Annotated in this window: 13 protein-coding genes; 6 read left to right on the top strand and 7 right to left on the bottom strand. The window is 48.2% G+C overall.

What is annotated here, in order from left to right:
• Window positions 1-36: 36 nt before the first annotated feature.
• The 3 genes from EOO49_RS01980 to EOO49_RS01970 are packed head-to-tail and all read left to right on the top strand — an operon-like array spanning window position 37 to window position 1,965.
• The gene (locus EOO49_RS01980) at window positions 37-756 is read left to right on the top strand and encodes a metallophosphoesterase (RefSeq protein WP_290842219.1); all 720 of its coding nucleotides are present in this window, start codon (window positions 37-39) and stop codon (window positions 754-756) included.
• Window positions 753-1,403 (top strand): class I SAM-dependent methyltransferase, encoded by a 651-nt coding sequence (locus EOO49_RS01975; RefSeq protein WP_290842217.1) that lies wholly within the window; start codon window positions 753-755, stop codon window positions 1,401-1,403. The genes EOO49_RS01980 and EOO49_RS01975 overlap by 4 nt, the downstream gene beginning before the upstream one ends.
• A 1-nt stretch (window position 1,404) precedes the next feature.
• On the top strand, window positions 1,405-1,965 hold the full coding sequence (locus EOO49_RS01970; protein ID WP_290842215.1) for a dihydrofolate reductase family protein: 561 nt from the start codon (window positions 1,405-1,407) through the stop codon (window positions 1,963-1,965).
• Between the two features lie 52 nt (window positions 1,966-2,017).
• Here the strand turns inward: EOO49_RS01970 and EOO49_RS01965 are convergent, their stop codons facing one another.
• Window positions 2,018-4,279 carry an aconitate hydratase gene (locus EOO49_RS01965; protein WP_290842213.1) on the bottom strand — a complete coding sequence of 754 codons (2,262 nt, stop codon included), beginning with the start codon at window positions 4,277-4,279 and terminating at the stop codon, window positions 2,018-2,020.
• Window positions 4,280-4,556: 277 nt separating this feature from the next.
• Window positions 4,557-5,669: an acyltransferase gene (locus tag EOO49_RS01960; RefSeq protein WP_290842212.1), complete on the bottom strand. Its 1,113-nt coding sequence runs from the start codon at window positions 5,667-5,669 to the stop codon at window positions 4,557-4,559.
• A 383-nt stretch (window positions 5,670-6,052) separates the two neighbouring features.
• On the opposite strand from EOO49_RS01960, the gene EOO49_RS01955 reads away from it, so the two are divergent.
• Window positions 6,053-6,259 carry a hypothetical protein gene (locus tag EOO49_RS01955; RefSeq protein ID WP_290842211.1) on the top strand — a complete coding sequence of 69 codons (207 nt, stop codon included), beginning with the start codon at window positions 6,053-6,055 and terminating at the stop codon, window positions 6,257-6,259.
• Here the strand turns inward: EOO49_RS01955 and EOO49_RS01950 are convergent.
• The 4 genes from EOO49_RS01950 to EOO49_RS01935 form a co-directional block, all read right to left on the bottom strand.
• Window positions 6,240-7,193 (bottom strand): MoxR family ATPase, encoded by a 954-nt coding sequence (locus EOO49_RS01950; RefSeq protein ID WP_290842209.1) that lies wholly within the window; start codon window positions 7,191-7,193, stop codon window positions 6,240-6,242. The two genes, EOO49_RS01955 and EOO49_RS01950, sit on opposite strands and share 20 nt — an antisense overlap.
• 95 nt (window positions 7,194-7,288) lie before the next feature.
• Window positions 7,289-8,680 (bottom strand): peptidylprolyl isomerase, encoded by a 1,392-nt coding sequence (locus EOO49_RS01945; RefSeq protein WP_290842207.1) that lies wholly within the window; start codon window positions 8,678-8,680, stop codon window positions 7,289-7,291.
• Entirely contained in the window at window positions 8,664-9,506 is an 843-nt protein-coding gene (locus tag EOO49_RS01940) for a hypothetical protein (protein WP_290842205.1), read from the bottom strand. The genes EOO49_RS01945 and EOO49_RS01940 overlap by 17 nt, the downstream gene beginning before the upstream one ends.
• Window position 9,507: 1 nt before the next feature.
• Window positions 9,508-11,499 carry a peptidylprolyl isomerase gene (locus EOO49_RS01935; RefSeq protein ID WP_290842203.1) on the bottom strand — a complete coding sequence of 664 codons (1,992 nt, stop codon included), beginning with the start codon at window positions 11,497-11,499 and terminating at the stop codon, window positions 9,508-9,510.
• 570 nt (window positions 11,500-12,069) lie between these two features.
• On the opposite strand from EOO49_RS01935, the gene EOO49_RS01930 reads away from it, so the two are divergent.
• Window positions 12,070-13,659: a peptide chain release factor 3 gene (locus EOO49_RS01930; protein ID WP_290842201.1), complete on the top strand. Its 1,590-nt coding sequence runs from the start codon at window positions 12,070-12,072 to the stop codon at window positions 13,657-13,659.
• Window positions 13,660-13,806: 147 nt separating this feature from the next.
• A complete protein-coding gene (locus EOO49_RS01925) occupies window positions 13,807-14,019 on the top strand; it encodes a hypothetical protein (protein ID WP_290842199.1) in 213 nt (70 codons plus the stop codon).
• A 61-nt stretch (window positions 14,020-14,080) separates the two neighbouring features.
• On the opposite strand, the gene EOO49_RS01920 is transcribed toward EOO49_RS01925, so the two are convergent.
• Entirely contained in the window at window positions 14,081-18,277 is a 4,197-nt protein-coding gene (locus EOO49_RS01920; protein ID WP_290842198.1) for a MopE-related protein, read from the bottom strand.

Genomic DNA, 18,277 nt, shown 5'->3' with positions numbered 1-18,277 from the left:
GCCAATTTGTTTAACCGCCAATTCGTAAATTGAGGCATGAAAAAAACGATCGCTTTCATCACGGATACGCATCTCGAGGAAAAACTTCCCGTGACTGTCGACCAAATGTCGCATTGGAAAAAGGTTTTGGCAGATTTATCTCACAGGCAAATCGACCAGATCGTGATTGGTGGCGATATTTCGGATGCCCTGTATTATTCGGATTTCTTTACAGACTTGAAGGCATACGAAGGCCGATTCCAGATCATTCCGGGAAACCACGACGTCGTTCCCAAATTGCTTCAGCATTTCCCGAATCCCGAAAACGTCGATCTGTCGGAGTTGTATTATAGCTTTCGCGACGAGAATTTCCTTTACCTGTTTTTGGATTCTTCTTCGGATGAGATCAGCAAGTCGCAACTGCATTGGCTCAAGGAAAAACTGGACGGGAATCAACTCAAGATAGTGCTGTTCATCCACCACCCGATTTTCGAGGTTGACAGTTATGTCGATCGCAAGTATCCGCTCAAAAACCGCGATGCCGTTCGCGAACTTTTGGAAAATCAGGAGCACGAAGTTTTTATTTTCTGCGGACATTACCATTGCGAGGACGAAACCGGAAGCGGCGCGATCTCGCAATATGAAACGCCCGCGGCTTCCTATCAGGTCAAAAAAGGCACGCAGGAAATCGAAGCCCACGCCGACTATTTCGGGTACAGGATCATCACGCTGGAAAACGGAAATGTAAGAAACGAACTGATTATCCTGATGCCATGACCAACGAAGAGCTACATCATCTGGCTATGCAATTGAGCCATCCGGACGGAGAATTCGGGATTCATCTGGCCGAGAACATGAACGAGACAAACATCGGCATGACGCGGAACTCGATTGCCAATTTGAACCTTGTCAACAACGATTCGGTTATGGAATTGGGCCACGGAAACTGCGGCCACCTTGGCGAATTGCTGGAACGCGCTGACCAGATCCGGTACGAAGGTTTCGAGATTTCCGAGACGATGCATTCCGAAGCCAAACGCTTGAACCAAGGATCAAACGGCATTTGTTTCGAGCTTTACGACGGGGAAAAAATCCCGAGAGCCGACAATTTCTTCGATAAAGCATTTACGGCAAACACACTGTATTTTTGGCCCGATGTCGTCAAAATGCTAAACGAGATCTCACGCGTTTTGAAACCGGATGGCATTTTTTGCCTGACTTTCGCCGAAAGAGATTCGATGGAACAATTGGCGTTCACTGATTGCGTTTTCAATCTTTACATGCCCGAAGACATCGAGAAATTGCTTCCGCAGACGAATTTCGAACTTGCAAGAATCGATCGGCAATTCGAGGACGTCATGAGCAAAACGGGACATCACATCAGAAGGCATTTCGTGACGATGGTTCTAAAAAAATCGCGATGAAATGGGAAAGATAGTCGCCGCGATAAACATGACGATCGACGGGTTTTGCGATCACGAAGGCATGTCGCCCGATGAGCAAATCCACGATCACTACAAAAAGTTGCTTGACGATTGCGAAGTTGTGCTTTACGGACGTAAAACGTTTGGGCTCATGGAATATTGGCGGCCTTTCGTCGAGCATCCGACAGGAGAAAAATCAATGGACGAATTTGCCGCGACGATGGACAAAACGCCCAAAATCGTCTTCTCGAAAACGATGCAAAACTCCGATTGGAAATCTGCGTCTTTAGCCGACGAATCGCTCGAAAAAACAGTATCCGAACTCAAACAAAAACCTTCCAAAGACGTATTGGTTTGCAGCCGAAGCCTGATCGTGCAACTCACCAATCTCGATTTGATCGACGAATTCCAGCTTTGCGTGCACCCGGTAATCGTCGGGAAAGGTTTGCCGCTGTTCGACGAGATCAACGACAGAACTGTCTTTGAGCTACTCAAATCACACACTTTTGATTCGGGCGCAATCCTTCTTTTTTACAAACGAAAAGCTTCCGAAAAAACATAAAACAAAAAAGCCCCCCGATTTCGAGAGGCTTCTTTTTTATAGCGGATGCCGATTAAGCTTCGGCAGCGATCAAATTCAAAGCCGAACCTGCAACGAACCAACCGATCTGGCCGGCGTTGTAAGTGTGGTTTGTCATGATGATGTCTTTCGATCCGTCTTTGTGGACGAATTCCAAAGTCAATTGCTTGTTCGGAGCGAATTCCGTAAGGTCAAGGAAATTGATCACGTCGCCTTCCTGGATCAAGTCATAATCTGCTTCGTTAGCGAACGTAAGTGCCAACATTCCCTGCTTTTTCAAGTTCGTTTCGTGGATACGTGCGAACGATTTCACCAAAACAGCTTTCACACCAAGGAAACGCGGCTCCATCGCAGCGTGCTCGCGGGACGAACCTTCACCGTAGTTATGATCACCAACAACGATTGACGGAATGCCGTGCGCCTTGTAATCGCGCTGAACAGCCGGAACCGCATCGTATTCGCCAGTCAATTCATTCTTGATCGAGTTGGCTTTCATGTTGTAGGCGTTGATCGCTCCAATAAGCATGTTGTTGGAAATGTTGTCCAAGTGTCCGCGGAAGCGCAACCATGGTCCGGCCATTGAAATGTGGTCGGTTGTACATTTTCCGAAGGCTTTGATAAGCAATTTCGCTCCTGTGATATTTTTGTGATCCCACGGATCGAACGGCTCAAGCAGTTGCAAACGTTCTGAAGTTGGACTAACGGCAACCTGAACTCCCGAACCGTCGGCAGCTGGCGCTTGATAACCCGGATCGTCGGCGTCGAAACCTTTTGGAGGCAATTCGTTTCCTGTCGGCTCGTCCAATCTCACTTCTTCTCCGTCTTCGTTGATAAGCGTGTCAGTCAGCGGGTTGAAAGACAAATCTCCGGCGATTGCCAAAGCTGTGACCAATTCCGGCGAACCGACGAACGCCAAGGTGTTCGGGTTACCGTCAGCGCGTTTCGAGAAGTTGCGGTTGAAAGAGTGAACGATCGTGTTTCTCTCTTCTTTTTCGGCTCCTTCGCGATCCCACATTCCGATACACGGTCCGCAGGCGTTTGCGAAAACCGTCGCGTTGATCTTGTCGAAAATATCGATGAATCCGTCGCGCTCGATCGTGTAGCGAACTACTTCTGAACCCGGAGTGATCGTGAACTGCGCTTTGGTCTTTAGTTTTTTGTCGGCGACTTGTTTGGCCAGCGAAGCCGAACGCGCGATGTCTTCGTAAGACGAGTTGGTACAGGATCCGATAAGACCTACCTGGATTTGAAGCGGCCAATCGTTTTTGATCGCTTCCTCTTTCATTTTCGAAATCGGCGTGGCCAAATCTGGAGTGAATGGTCCGTTCAAATGCGGCTCCAATTCCGAAAGGTTGATTTCGATGATCTGGTCGAAATATTGCTCCGGATTCGCGTAAACTTCAGCATCGGCAGTCAGATAATCGGCTACTTCGTTGGCGGCATCGGCTACATCGGCGCGACCAGTCGAACGCAGGTAACGATCCATCGAGTCGTCGTATCCGAAAGTTGAAGTCGTCGCCCCGATTTCGGCACCCATATTACAGATCGTTCCTTTTCCAGTACAAGACATTGCCTTTGCACCTTCTCCGAAATATTCCACGATCGCTCCGGTTCCACCTTTAACGGTAAGGATTCCGGCCACTTTTAGGATGACGTCTTTTGGAGCAGTCCAACCTGACAATTTTCCTGTCAAATGTACTCCGATGAGTTTCGGGAACTTCAATTCCCAAGCCATTCCTGACATTACGTCAACCGCATCGGCACCACCGACGCCAATTGCAACCATTCCGAGTCCGCCGGCGTTTACCGTGTGCGAATCCGTCCCGATCATCATTCCGCCCGGGAATGCGTAATTTTCAAGGACAACCTGGTGGATGATTCCGGCGCCTGGCTTCCAGAAACCGATTCCGTATTTGTTCGAGATCGACGAAAGGAAGTCGAAAACCTCGTTTGATTGTTGTTTTGCGCGCGCCAAATCTGTCTTGGCATCGACTTTCGCCTGGATCAAGTGGTCGCAATGTACCGTAGTTGGAACGGCAACCTTGTTTTTTCCGGCGTGCATGAACTGCAAAAGTGCCATTTGTGCAGTCGCATCCTGGCAAGCCACGCGGTCTGGAGCGAAGTCAACGTAATCCTTTCCACGGGTAAAAGCTTGGGACGGCATTCCTTCCCAAAGGTGATTGTATAAAATCTTTTCGGAAAGCGTTAGCGGACGGCCTACAATCTCGCGAGCTTTGTCTACACGAGCGGGCATATTCGCATATACCTTTCTGATCATTTCAATATCAAAAGCCATAAAATCTGTTTGTTAATTTGTGTGATGCAAATTTACGGAATTGGTCACATTGCTGAAAGATTTTTAATAAAATGAACAAATCGGGATATTATTATTTCCGATATCAAAGAAACTTTGAAATTAATTGCACTAAACGCATTAACCTCTAAAAATATTACCGATTCGTTAATTTAAAATGATTTTATTGCCGATTTGAAAAAACATGTGTTTGAGCAACGCTTTTAAAATCGCTAAGAATGATTCTAAATTACGCACTGAAAACGATTTCGCTGTGAAATTAGTGCTTGTCGCGCAAGCCTGTCATGGGTTTCTCAAAGTTGTGATACAGCAACGCACTTGTAATCGCGGTCAAGCCGAAATAAAGCAAAGCTGTGATTTGCCAACCGACGCGTTCCAGCACAAAGCCATGAAGCAACTGCAGTACGACGCCGTAGTGCAAAAGATACATCGAATAAGAAATCAGGCTCACATAAGTTATGGGCTTGCCGATGCCATAAGGGCGTTTGCGCCAAGCCGACAAAATGGGCAAAACCGACGCGATCGCGACAGAAAGCATCGGAAGGAAAACGACGTTCCAGAAAAAGTGATGCCGCACGACCGAAATGCCAAGAAAAGACGATCCGAAAATCAAAAGCAGTCCGAAGAAAACGCCTGAAAATGCGGCCAACCAACGCGTCTTGTGCCAAAAGTTGGATTTGTTCAGCGAAAGCCACGCACAAATCACGCCCGTACAGATCGCGTCGACCCGATAAATCACGACGCCTTTCAGGTAAATGTTCCATTGCGCCAAATCGTCGAGCGAAGTCGTGAATGTGAAGATGATTTTGGTTCCGATGAAAAGCGCGTAAACAGCAACTATGGTTTTCAAAAAAAGCTTCTGTCCATTCGACTTTCCAAAAACGGAAACTGCAAGCAACAAAGCGAATGGCAACAATAAATAGGCGAATTCCTCAACCGACAAACTCCAACTTTCGGGAAAAAAAACCGGCATCCGATCGGTAAAATTCTGAAGGAAGAAAAAGTAGCGCCACAAACCTTCAATGTCGTAGTCGACGATCCAGAGTGCGATGACGATATTCAACAGCAAAATCAGGAAATAGTTCGGAAGCGTGCGAAACCAGCGGCGTTTGAGGAACAGTTTGACAGCATCGAACGTGAAATCTCCATCGGCGAAAGCACGGAACAAAATCCTCCCGATCAAAAATCCGCTGAGGACGAAGAAAATCTCGACGCCCAAGAAGCCGAGAAGGCTCAAAAGCATGTTGACCGTCTTGAAATTCTGGGGTAAAATCCAGGTCAAATGGCCCAGCAAAACCATGATTATGGCACACGCGCGCATCAGGTCAAGCCCAAAAATGCGGTTGTGCTGCGTTTCGATTTGTCGGCTCATAACTTCTAAATTTGCCATCATGGTCAAATCAAAGGTATACAAAATTCTGGGCGTCGTAGCGCTGATGGGAATTGTCGCCGCAACAACTATTCGCAACTCAGCAACGCCACAAAGCCATCGTCAAGACCGAATTCCTGCATCGCACCGGAATCGTCGACAGCGATTGGCGCGTAAACAATGACCTCAAGAATGCAAAATGCTCTCACCGACGCTGCTGATCGACGGCATCTATAAGTCGATGGAAGGCTCGAAAGCTTCGAATTATGTACAGTTGCTTGGAATCGAGCGCTTTCGATATTGGTATGGCAGAGACGTCGCTATCGCATGGGACGACCGCATAGGGATCAGACAAGACGACCGGAAAACCGATTTTCATCAGCAGGATGACCAATCACAAAAACGCAATCGGACTCGATAAGGTGGAAGATTTTACGTCCGAAAAAGGCATCTGGCTTTTCGAAAACCACGATTACGAACTCGTGCTCGAAGTCGACAATACTTCTGAAATCGAGCAAGACATGATGGGAAGCGCGTTCTTTTTTTTTTACGACAAAGAACTCGAGGACAAAATCAGAACAGCGAAGAAATGATTTTCTCGATCGAGATGTTCTCGGCATCGGCTTTGTAGTTCTTTACGACGCGATGACGCAAAATCCCGATAGCGACCGCTTTCACGTCTTCGATGTCCGGAGAGAACTTTCCGTTGAACGCCGCATGCGCTTTCGCTGCCAAAATCAGGTTTTGGGAAGCGCGCGGCCCGGCACCCCAATCGATATAATTCTTGACGAAATCTGTGGCAAGCTGATTGTCTGGACGTGTTTTGGAAACCAAGGTCACGGCATATTCGATCACGTTGTCGGCAACCGGAACACGTCTTATCAAGTGCTGGAAGTCGATGATTTCGGTATCGGAAAACAATGGAGAAACGGTTTTCTTTTCATCCGATGTCGTGGCTTTTACGACCTGGACTTCTTCGGCAAAACTCGGATAATCGAGCTTGATCGAAAACATGAAACGGTCGAGTTGCGCCTCCGGAAGCGGATAGGTTCCTTCCTGCTCGATTGGGTTTTGCGTTGCCAAAACGAAATACGGAAGCGCGAGTTTGTGGCTTTCACCGGCAATCGTAACCGCGCGTTCCTGCATCGCCTCGAGCAAGGCTGCCTGTGTTTTTGGCGGCGTACGGTTGATCTCGTCGGCCAAAATGATATTCGAGAAAATCGGGCCGCGGATGAACTTGAACTGGCGGTTCTCGTCGAGAATCTCGCTTCCCAAAATGTCTGACGGCATCAAATCTGGCGTAAACTGGATTCGCTTGAAATCAAGTCCCAAAGCTTGAGCGATCGTATTGACCATCAAGGTTTTGGCCAATCCCGGAACACCAACCAACAAAGCGTGTCCGCCGGAAAATATCGAAATCAGGATTTGGTCCACGACTTCTTCCTGACCAACGATGATCTTGGCGATTTCCTGTTTCAGCTTGTGGCGTTTTTCAACTAGATTCTGGATGGCTGTTACGTCTGACATCAAATTTAGATTATGAATTATAAATGTAAGGGTTGTCAATCATGGAAAAATGCGAACGAAAACCCAATTATTAATTACTAATTATTAATTAATAATTATTTCTTCAACCAGTTGTTCGCAAATTCGCAATCGCGGTACTCGCCATTGATCTTGACATAAGTGTCCTTGATCTTGTCGTCGAACCATTTTGCAACCGCCTGAAGCTGTTTTTCTTTCAAAGCCAAAGATTTGATTTTGGTGAAATCTTTCGAATAATCAGCCGTGTGTTCTTCGTATTTGTTGGTAACCGTAAGCAATTTGTATTTCTTTTTGCCGCTTGGTTCCGATTCAAGGATCGGAAGCGAAACCTCGTTGTCTTTGAGATTCACCAAATCGCGGTACAAAGCCGGATCCATTTTGGTCAATTCGAAACGCGTGTCCTGTGTTTTTGGGTTGATCAGAACGCCTCCGTTTACACGGGTGTCCTTGTCGTCACTCATCGTGCGAGCCGCATCAGTAAAAGAAACTTCTTTGTCGTCAATTCTCTTTTTGATCAAGTAGGCTTTTTCGCGGGCCGCTTTCATATCGGCTTCAGACACTTTCGGAACCATCAGAATGTGACGCAATTCCACTTCCTGTCCGCGGATTTTCTCGACCATGATGATGTGGTAGCCGAATTCCGACTCGAAAGGTTCCGAGATCTCGCCTTCGTTAAGACTGAAAGCGACTTCCTTGAATTCCTTGACGAACTGCGTCTTTCGGTTGATTTTATAAAAGCCGCCGGTTGACGACGAACCTTTGTCGTCTGTGTACAAAACCGCTTTTCCGAAGAAACTCGCGCCGTCCTGGACTTCTTTTTTGATTTCCTTGAGTTTGGCGATGACTTTCTGTTTCTCGGCATCGTTCACTTTGGGTTCGACGACGATCTGGGAAACTTCCATTTCGGCTCCGAACGTAGGCAAATCAGCAGCCGGGATCTTGTTGAAGAACGTGCGCACTTCTTCTGGCGTAATCTGCACGTCTTCAATGATCTTGTCGCGTTCTTGCTCCACAAGCATGTTCTGCTTCAGGATATCGAACATTTCCGTGCGGAATTCTTCTTCGGAATCCTTCTTGAAATACTCAGTCACTTTCTTGATATCACCAAGTTGTTCGACCATATAGTCGATTTGCTTGTTCATTTTTTCGCGCACTTGGCTGTCCTGGATTACGATACTGTCCTGGATCGCTTGGTGGGCGAACAATTTGTCCTCCATCAATTTGCCCAGCAATTGGCAACGCGTGATGCTTTTTACTTCGACGCCCTGGCTCTGGATTTCCAGATAGGCTTTGTCTATGTCCGAATCCAGAATCAGATAATCACCGATCGTCGAAATGATGCCGTCGATCTTTTGGTGTTTCTTGAACGCAGGTTCGGTGTTGATCGCGACATCGGTTGAATCTTGGGCGCTTGCGAACATCGGCAACAAAATTCCCATAACCAGGATCAGCTTACTTATAAATCTCATATTTCTTGTCTTTAATGGCATCGTCTGTAATATCTTTTTCAAATTTTTTGATCAGTTCCAGTTTTCTTTTGTTCAGGATGACTTCTTTCAAGGTCGGTTTCACGAATTCGTACGGACTGACCTGATTCTTGTCGAGCACGCTTCTGATTTTCACGAGATAAACATCTAGCGAATCTTCTTTTTGGATGGATTTTCCACCCGAAACATATTCGTTTCTATTGTCCGGATTGATGAAAGGCAATTTTGAATAAACCTGTTCCATATCGACCCAAACGCTGTCGTTCAACGCAAAATCCTTGAGCTGCAAGGAATAGGTATCCCAAAACTTCCTGTCCGATTTCCTGAAATCAAAGAACTTCTGCTTTATTGTCGCATACTTCGGATTGTCTTTCGGCAAATGGATATACCGTAAACGCACCAAAGTGCCGTTTGTTTTAAAATTGTCCTTGTTCTCCTTATAATAGCTGGAGAGTTCGGCTTCGGAAACGACCGTGTCTACCGATTGTTTGACCACTTCTTCGATGTAAGCCTTCGTGTAAAGATCGACTTTGTACTGGCGCACCAACTTGTCGAGGTCGGCTTTGGATGCATCGCCAAGATTGACTTCGGATGCATTCATGAGCAACTTTTGAGCCGCCCAGCGATTGATGAAGCCTTGCACGATCGCGACGCTGTCTTCTTTCGAAGTGCCTTTCGGGACAAGGTCTTTCAATTCCTCTTTATACAAGTAGGACTCGCCTACCCTTGCTACCGCTTTGGGTTTTCGATCTGGCCCGGAGCAACCTATTGCCACGAGCAACAATCCGATACCGAAAACCTTGTACATATTATCCTTTTACTTTCGCTTTCGTCTTCTCGAAAACGTCCTGGTTCACCTTCACGGTAAATTCACCTTTGAGGTCTTTTACCCAGTTTTCCTCGAGGTGCTGTTGGTAATCGTTCACGACGCGACCTCTCGCCTCGTCCATCGTTTTGGGTCCGGCCGGCATCAGTTTGTTGACTTTGGCCACATAGTAATAATCACCGTCCTTGAACACTTCCGAAAGACCTTCCTTGAACGCAAGATTCTTCGGTAACGCGTCGTTTCCTTCCTCGAAAATCCCCGAAGAGGCCATGACGTTGATTTTCTCTTTTGAGTTCAGTTTCTCTTTGATGAACTCCGGCGTCTTGTTTTCCTTGAGGAACTTCTGCGCCTTTTTCACCATGTCTTGATTGATCGATGAAACCAGCACGACATCGACGCGATTTTTCCACTGATACTTGGTTTTGTTGGCTTCATAGAAGTTTCTCAAGCCCAAAGTATCGGTTTTCGAACGATCCCAGATTTCTTTTTCCATCAGGTCGAAAAGCAGCAATCCGTCGCGGTATTCGTCCATGACAGCCGCAAACTCAGGGAATTCGTCTTCGAGGTGATCGTTGTAGTACGATGCCAAAACATCATCGTTGAATTTTGCGTACAGACGATCTACCAATTTGTCAAGCGGCTGTTCGGTAAAACCTGTTTTTTGCTGCGCCAGGATATACTGATGGAAATCTGCGCCCGTAACTTTCCTGTCTTTCACGGTGAAAAGTACGCCCTGGAAATTCTTCGCATCCGGCGCTTCCCATTCGTTTTTGTAGTAAGCTTCAGTTACCGCAGCTTTCGCTTTTTTGTACTCTTTTTCGTCGTTCTTGACGGTGTATTTTTTGTGCAGTTTCTCGTTCAAAGCCGATGTGATCAGGCGCGAACGATCGTCTTTGCTTACTTTGTTCTCGAATTCGGCTTTGGCTTCGTCAAAAGTCTTGACCGGGAATTTGTTGATGAGTTTGATGATGTGCCATCCGAACTGGCTCTCGACAGGTTCCGAAACCGGTTTGTCCTTGGTAAGTGCGAAAGCCGCGTCCTCAAACTCTTCCGAACTCAATTGTCCCGAAGCGAAACGGTTCAAAGCGCCACCTTTCGAAGACGAAGATTTGTCGTCAGAAAACTGCTTGGCCAATTCCTCGAAATTCTCGCCTTGCTTGAGTTTGTTGTTGATCTCGAAGATTTTGTCCTTGGCTTTCCTGGCTTCGGCCGCATCGTCCGTCTTCGGTTTCAAGATCATGATGTGCGCCACCTGAAGCTCGCCGCGGTTTTCGCGGACATCGAAAGTTTTGATCACGTGATATCCGAAACGCGAACGCACCGGCTTCGAAACTTCGCCTTTTTTGGTATGATAAGCGCCACTTTCAAACGGATAAACCATTCTGAATGCCGAGAAATATCCCAAATCGCCTTTGTTTTCCTTCGCCGAGGGATCTTGCGAATACTGTTCGGCCAACTTCGCGAAATCCTCTCCGGCAGTCGCTTTTTTGTAAACGTCCATCGCGAGATTGAAGGCTTTCAAGGTATCGGCCGGCGTCGCGTTCTCATCGGCTAGAATCAAAACGTGGGACGCACGCACTTCCTTGAGTGAGCGTTGGTAAGCTTCTTCGACAAGCTCTTTCGTGACTTTCGAATCGGTCAGGTAGCCTTTTGCCAACTGCGCGCGATATTGGCGCAACTCGTTCTGATAGCCTTGTCCGGCTTCCAATCCAAGTTTGTGGGCTTTGTTGATCTTGAGTTTGTAACCTATGAAAAGCTCGAGGTATTGATCGAGATCTTTCTGGGATTCATCCTTGACCAAATCGAGGTTCTTGTTGTAAACGCGTAGGAATTCGTCAGTGTAGTAAGGTTTGTCGTCGACGGTGAACAAGACTTCCTTGTCGGTCTTTTTGACAGCGGTGGCTTCTTGGTTTTTTTGGACGCCGCACGAAGCAAGCACAAACAACAAGCCTAAAGACAAATGTTTGATTTTCATTTAGTTATCTAATCAATTATGGTTTTGGTTTTCGCATCGCTTCCCAGATGGAAAATCCGACTGACAAAAGTAGCAATTCAAACTTCGCCCGCAAGTATCACCTTTACTATTAACAAATTATTTTGAACGGGTTTTGAACACTTTAGAATTGGTTTTTAACCTGAACTTGCTTTCTCCATTTGAACCTGCCAGGTTTGTGAATGACGAACTTTTTTTTGGGCGTGCCGGCGGCCGTTCCCGCAACACCGAACTTTTTGCTACTGCTTTCTGCTGCTGCAACTGGTTTTGGAAGCCGCCGTCGGGCTGCTTGCACTCGCTTTTTGCCGTGAGAACTATTGGTTAGCCACGAAATTTCGTTGCGGCAAAAGAGCTTAGACAATGCAAGTATCCCTCACGCTTGGGTTTCAGTTGGAATTTTGGGTTTTTGGTGGGTTTTGGTCGCGAAGTTTGCAACTTCGCGAAACGCGTGAGGAAGTCTGTGACTTCCAACTCCGGCACTTCGAAACTCAGAAACTCCGGCACTTTCGCGCTTCCAAAAAAAACCTACCTTTGCCGTCCATTTCACACACCATGAGTTTTTTAAAAGAAATCGACAGACGCCGCACCTTCGGCATCATTTCACACCCAGATGCGGGTAAGACGACCCTGACCGAAAAATTGCTCCTTTTTGGAGGCGCGATCCAGGAAGCCGGAGCCGTAAAAAGCAACAAGATCAAGAAAGGAGCCACTTCCGATTTTATGGAAATCGAGCGCCAGAGAGGAATCTCAGTCTCGACCTCGGTACTTGCTTTCAACTATAAGGACAAAAAAATCAACATTCTCGACACGCCCGGTCACAAGGATTTCGCCGAGGACACTTACAGAACCTTGACAGCCGTAGATTCGGTGATCGTCGTGATCGACGTGGCAAAAGGTGTCGAGGAACAAACCGAAAAACTCGTGAGCGTTTGCCGCATGCGAAACATCCCGATGATCGTGTTCATAAACAAACTCGACCGCGAAGGAAAAGATGCGTTCGATTTGATGGACGAAGTCGAGCAAAAACTCGGGCTTCGCGTCACGCCTTTAAGCTTCCCGATCGGAATGGGATACGACTTCCAGGGAATCTACAATCTGTGGGAAAGGAACATCAATCTTTTCAGCGGTGACAGCCGTAAAAACATAGAAGAGACGATCGCTTTTGACGACGTAGCCAATCCCGAACTCGAGAAAATCATCGGCGACAAGCCAGCCAATAAATTGCGGGAAGAACTTGAGTTGATTTCGGAAGTCTATCCGGCGTTCGACCGTCAGGAATATCTCGATGGCGATCTGCAACCCGTTTTCTTCGGATCGGCATTGAACAACTTCGGAGTACGCGAGCTGCTCGATTGCTTTATCGAGATCGCGCCGTCTCCGCGTCCAAAGGAATCCGATACGCGTCTGGTAAAACCCGAAGAACAGAAACTTTCGGGCTTCGTCTTCAAGATCCACGCGAACATGGACCCGAAACACCGCGACCGTCTGGCTTTCGTCAAAATCGTCTCCGGAACTTTCGAGCGCAACAAACCGTATTTGCACGTGCGCCAGAACAAATCACTCAAATTCTCGAGCCCGAACGCGTTTTTTGCCGAGAAGAAAGAAATCGTCGACATCTCATATCCGGGCGACATCGTCGGATTGCACGACACCGGGAATTTCAAGATCGGAGACACATTGACCGAAGGCGAAAACATGAGTTTCAAAGGAATTCCAAGTTTCTCTCCGGAACATTTCCGATACATCAACAACGCCGACCCGCTTAAGGCCAAACAACTCGAAAAAGGCATCGACCAATTGATGGACGAAGGTGTCGCCCAGTTGTTTACGCTCGAATTGAACAATAGGAAAGTCATCGGAACCGTCGGTGCGCTTCAATATGAAGTCATCCAATATAGACTCGAGCACGAATATGGCGCGAAATGTTCCTACGAACCGTTTCCGGTGCACAAAGCTTGCTGGGTCAAGCCCGATGATGCCAAAAACGAAGAGTTCAAGGAATTCCGACGCATCAAACAGAAATTTCTGGCCACCGACAAATACGGACAACTGGTGTTTTTAGCCGATTCCGATTTCACGATCCAGATGACGCAACAGAAATATCCTTCGGTTAAATTATTCTTTACGTCCGAAATGGATTGAGAAATTTGCCTATATTTAGAAGAAATCAACCCAAGGTAAACACAGATTGAATTCGGACGCAAATTGCGAACAATGCCTTAAAAAACTAGGCTTCAAGTTTCCGTAATTGAAAATGATTTCTATCTTTACACCCGCAAAACGCAGTATATGAGACAGAATTTGACTAAACTATATTTTCTGACCTTCTTCCTTCTCATCGATTTCGTCGCTTTCGCCCAACCGGGTAACGACGATGAAAATGGGGATCTTGAAGGAGACGATCCGCCACCGGCTCCAATCAACGGAAAGTTGATCTGGTTGGCAGTAGTTGGAATCCTGTTCGCTTACTACACTTTCAAAAGATCGAGAAAGACAGCTTAAAAAGCTCGAAAAATCCCATAAAAAAAGCCCCTCAAATCGAGGGGCTTTTCGTTTTACAAGGTCATCGTTTGACAACCCGTATCGCTTTGGAATGCTCACCCTGAACGACAATCACGTTGTAAACGCCAGCGGCAAGATGTGTCCCGAAGGTTTGCATCTCTGTCTCCACCGCGGCAAATTCGCGTGTTTCGACAAGTTTTCCAATCATGTCATAAACCTTAACGGACACTTTGTCCTGAGTCGGCAAATCTACGTCGAGAGCGAAAGCTTCCGAATAAGGATTCGGATACGAAACTGCCCTGAAAGCAACATCAGGTGCTGTCGTGTCGTCTCCTTTGACGGCTTCTCTCGCACCGGCCGGAGCCGTAATAACACAAGCCTCGCTGAAATCAGACCAGACGCCCGCGGTTTGAACGGCTACGCGAACCGCCATCGGGCCGCCTGCAGTGTACGAAGCGACCATGTTGAACGTAAACCAGTTCTGGCTTCTGTCGATGGTCTGCACCTGGAAAGTCGTCATGTCGGCCACTTCAAACCTGTATGAAACCACGCGGTTCAAACTCGTAGTGGAGATAATCGTTCCTTTTGTGGCAATTGTCGCCCCGCAATTTGCGATCATCGGAACCGCAGGAGTGGAGACCTGGCAAGGACTTCCGAATCCGGAGAAAACGCCGTTGGTCTTGACGGCAACCTCAACCATATAAGTCGTGCCGTAAGTATGTTCGGCCAGCATCGTAAGTGAGAACCAGTTGATACTTCTGTCCAAAGTCTGAACCGGATTCGGTGTAGCCGGATTCGAAATATTGGTAATCTTGAATCGATAAGCTGTCACGTTCGCCAAGCTTGTTGTTGCGATAAGCGAGCTGATAGAAGCCAAGGTTTGTCCGCATTGTGACGGGGAAACCTGAGCCGCGCCGGTCGGATCGAGAATTGCCGGAGTCGAAACCAGACAGCTCGGCCCGTAATAACCCAACCAAATACCGTTCCTTCTGAGTTCGACAGAAATCGAGTAAGTCGTCGCATAATCGTAAGTTGGCAGCATCGTCAACTGAAAATGAGGCGCCGGTCTGTCTACGATCTGTTCCACATTGGTCGACGTATTCACGACCTTGAAACGATAGCCGTTTACCGGAGCGCCGTAACTCACCGCGCCAACAACTGAATTGATTGTAGTCAGCGTCGTTCCGCATTGGCTTGGCAATACTTGACTCAACAATTGCATGCCTTCGTCGATTCCTCCGACGCAGTTGTCGTCCAACCCGTTGTAAGGCACTTCGCTCTGACCCGGATTCACCGCAGCCAAAGCGTCGTTACAATCGGTATTGTTTGTAGAATATCCTGACGGCGCAGTTGTCGCATCGACTGCGCAGGCACTGACCAGAGATCCCGTTCCGTAGGTGTCCAAATCGGCATCCACATAAAACTGGAATTCCTCATGGATGGCAGGATTTGCGTCGTTGCAATCTGTTCCGTCAAGCGAATAACCTATTGGAGGCGTGCTGGCGTCAATCGCACAAACTGTTGCAATGGTCGCGCTTCCGAAACCATCACCGTCACCGTCGACAAAAAAGCCGAAAGTCGTATTTATGGCGGCATCGGTGTCGTCGCAGTCGGTGTTGTTTGTGGAATAGCCGATTGGAGGCGTACTAGCGTCAACGGCACAAACCACGGTAAGCGCGCCAGTTCCGAAACCGTCTTCGTCCGCATCCACATAGAACGCAAAAGTCGTGTGCATCGTCGCATCGTTATCGTTGCAATCAGTGCTGTTGGTGACGTATCCGGCCGGAGGCGCAAAACAGGTTACCAATGTCGAGGCAAGATTTCCGTAGGTATCCAAATCCAGATCGGCATAATAAGTCGTATTGGCCAAAACTGCCACGTTTTGAGAAGTCGAATTCGGGCAAGTTCCGTCGTTGTAAGAGTAAGTCACCGAATGGTTTCCGATTCCGGCGGTCGTCGGATTGAAACTCGCCGTTCCGTTGCCGTTATCGGTTATGCCCGGACCCGAAAATGTTCCACCTGCGTGATTTCCGTTAATTGTCACTGCTGACGAACCTGCGCAATAACTGGCCGCGAGGTTGGAAATGCTCACTGTCGGCAAAGCGTTGATCGTGAAAGTCGTCGGAGTTCTACAGCCCGCGACCGTCGCGCATTCGGCATAAAAAGTATAAACGCCTGTCGCCGTATTATTTGGAATGCCCGAATTGGCGACTCCAACCGGATTGAAGCTCAATCCCGTTCCAATGGCCGTTCCGCCGGACGAAACCGTATACCAGTTCATCGCTCCCGGAGGCGTATAAGTTACCGTCATGCGGATGTAGTCTACCGAAATCGTGCGTCCGGCGAGGCTGGAACTCGAGAACGCTACACCGAAATTCGAGGCGTTCACGTCGGCAACGGTCAAGGTCGCGCCCCATAAGTCGGACGTTCCACCGTAATTTGCAACTCCCATGGAAGTTGGGTAAGTAGCCGTGATAATGCCAATCGCTTCACTCGAACCTGTCGTTGCGCCGCCTTTCACCAAACGAACATCGTTGTCATACGTGTTGTTTCCTGACGATTGTCGGTTGATCGAAACCTGGATTCCCACGATTATCGACCCCGCGGGAATGCTGAATCCGAAGTTGGATGCATACAAAAAGTTCGTCGATCCAAAAAGACCGGTCGTGGCCGTTGCATAAGGCGTTCCGGCCGCAACGATATTTCCGGGATTTGACCAAGCTGCGCTTCCCGTTCCCGTGAGATTTGCCGCCGCTCCTGCCGAAATCGCTCCTGTGTTTTGGTTCGGACCGCCCGCAGGACAGACCGTGCTTGAAGTCAGTGCGCCGCTTCCGCCTTGGCAAATGGCGACACTTGTCGTAACCGGGATCGGATTGATGATCAAGGTTTTGGAATCGGTTGCGTTTCCGCAAGGGGAATTCCCGAAGGATGTCACTGTAAGCGTGACGCTACCGGCGGTAACATCTGCCGGGCTTGGTGTGTAAGCTGCGTTCAAAAGCGATGTTGGAGTCGTGAAAGTTCCCGTTCCGCTTGACGTCCATTGCACGCCTGAACTATTGGCAGTCGTAGCACCTGTTCCGATTATGACCGAACCTGTGTTGGCACATGTCGTTATGTTCGATCCGGCGTCGACCGTGGCTCTTGCGATGACCGCGATATTCGAGCCGTTATCTGAACCTATTCTTGCGGATTGGTTGGAAATGACGCGGATGCGATACCCGGTTCCGGCCGCCTGTCCTGTTGGAATCGTAGCGTTGATCGTACCCGAAGCGTTAGTGTTGGCCAATGTCCCGATGGAAGTTGGTGAGGCGAACGAACCCGAAGCGTTGGAAAGTTGTGCCGTGAACGTATTGTTCGCCGCAAAATTCCCCGATATCGTGTACGGAACCGAGATACTTCCGCCCTGACAAACCGAAGCTGCAGAAACGGTTCCGGTTGAAATGCTGGTCAATTGGCGCATTGCGATCAGTACCGCTCCGCCTCTTGTGGCTCCTGTGAGTGTTACGTTTCCTTGCCCGGTTGCTCCTGTTGCGTTCTTGGTTCCCCAAGCCGCTCCGATTCCGTTGTCTAATGTGGAACTTGCGATATCGTGAGGCACGTCGAAAATCTCGGTCAAAGCCGGACTTGTCGCCGTTCCCCAACCGGATTGATTGACGTTGTCGCCGACAAAAGTGAACATCGCCACTCCCGTAAATACTGTTGATGTCGTTATGGAAGTCGCAGCCAACGCGGTCGACGAACCTGATTCCCCGATTGTTCCCGGACTTACGTCGAACGGAGTTCCGCTGACGCCTCCAGATACGTCTACACCTCGGAATGCCGTAATCGCTCCCGTGCTTCCCACCGAATTGTCGTCCACGTCAAAATTGAACGCTGTTGCCGCAACGTCTGATGCATCAGCGACTTTGGCAAGCAATGTGCCCCGACATCTGTGTCCGGTTTGGTTGAACACGTAATTTCCCGTGATTTCCGTCCATCCGGAAGCTGTCGCGTCGATTATGGCCGCGGAACTCGAAGCCCTGGTTTGGGCGACACTCGCAAACATTACGTCACCAACGGCCAGACCAGTCGGTTTTGCTATCGTCAAGGCTGTCGTTCCCGAGGCAGTTTTTGTTGTGGTTTGTGATCCCACTAAAGTGATTTGGGCGAAAGCTTCCGATGAAAAAAGCAAACTTCCAACCCACAGGACCAACAGCGGCAAAGTGTTCCTACATAAATAGAAACAACGTCTACCCGAAAAGAATAGATCTGTTCTCAT

The organism is Flavobacterium sp. (assembly GCF_004295795.1).
In the GTDB taxonomy this organism is placed as follows: Bacteria; Bacteroidota; Bacteroidia; order Flavobacteriales; family Flavobacteriaceae; genus Flavobacterium.
The sequence above is the reverse complement of the archived record's forward strand: the minus strand, read 5'-3'. Positions and strand labels throughout refer to the sequence as shown.

What these genes read in the sequence shown, in the direction of transcription:
- EOO49_RS01930 (WP_290842201.1), top strand. Translation starts at nt 12,070, where the DNA reads ATGAGTTTTTTAAAAGAAATCGACAGACGCCGCACCTTCGGCATCATT.
- EOO49_RS01920 (WP_290842198.1), bottom strand. Translation starts at nt 18,277, where the DNA reads ATGAGAACAGATCTATTCTTTTCGGGTAGACGTTGTTTCTATTTATGT.
- EOO49_RS01975 (WP_290842217.1), top strand. Translation starts at nt 753, where the DNA reads ATGACCAACGAAGAGCTACATCATCTGGCTATGCAATTGAGCCATCCG.
- EOO49_RS01935 (WP_290842203.1), bottom strand. Translation starts at nt 11,499, where the DNA reads ATGAAAATCAAACATTTGTCTTTAGGCTTGTTGTTTGTGCTTGCTTCG.
- EOO49_RS01970 (WP_290842215.1), top strand. Translation starts at nt 1,405, where the DNA reads ATGGGAAAGATAGTCGCCGCGATAAACATGACGATCGACGGGTTTTGC.
- EOO49_RS01980 (WP_290842219.1), top strand. Translation starts at nt 37, where the DNA reads ATGAAAAAAACGATCGCTTTCATCACGGATACGCATCTCGAGGAAAAA.
- EOO49_RS01960 (WP_290842212.1), bottom strand. Translation starts at nt 5,669, where the DNA reads ATGAGCCGACAAATCGAAACGCAGCACAACCGCATTTTTGGGCTTGAC.
- EOO49_RS01925 (WP_290842199.1), top strand. Translation starts at nt 13,807, where the DNA reads ATGAGACAGAATTTGACTAAACTATATTTTCTGACCTTCTTCCTTCTC.
- EOO49_RS01940 (WP_290842205.1), bottom strand. Translation starts at nt 9,506, where the DNA reads ATGTACAAGGTTTTCGGTATCGGATTGTTGCTCGTGGCAATAGGTTGC.
- EOO49_RS01945 (WP_290842207.1), bottom strand. Translation starts at nt 8,680, where the DNA reads ATGAGATTTATAAGTAAGCTGATCCTGGTTATGGGAATTTTGTTGCCG.
- EOO49_RS01950 (WP_290842209.1), bottom strand. Translation starts at nt 7,193, where the DNA reads ATGTCAGACGTAACAGCCATCCAGAATCTAGTTGAAAAACGCCACAAG.
- EOO49_RS01955 (WP_290842211.1), top strand. Translation starts at nt 6,053, where the DNA reads ATGACCAATCACAAAAACGCAATCGGACTCGATAAGGTGGAAGATTTT.
- EOO49_RS01965 (WP_290842213.1), bottom strand. Translation starts at nt 4,279, where the DNA reads ATGGCTTTTGATATTGAAATGATCAGAAAGGTATATGCGAATATGCCC.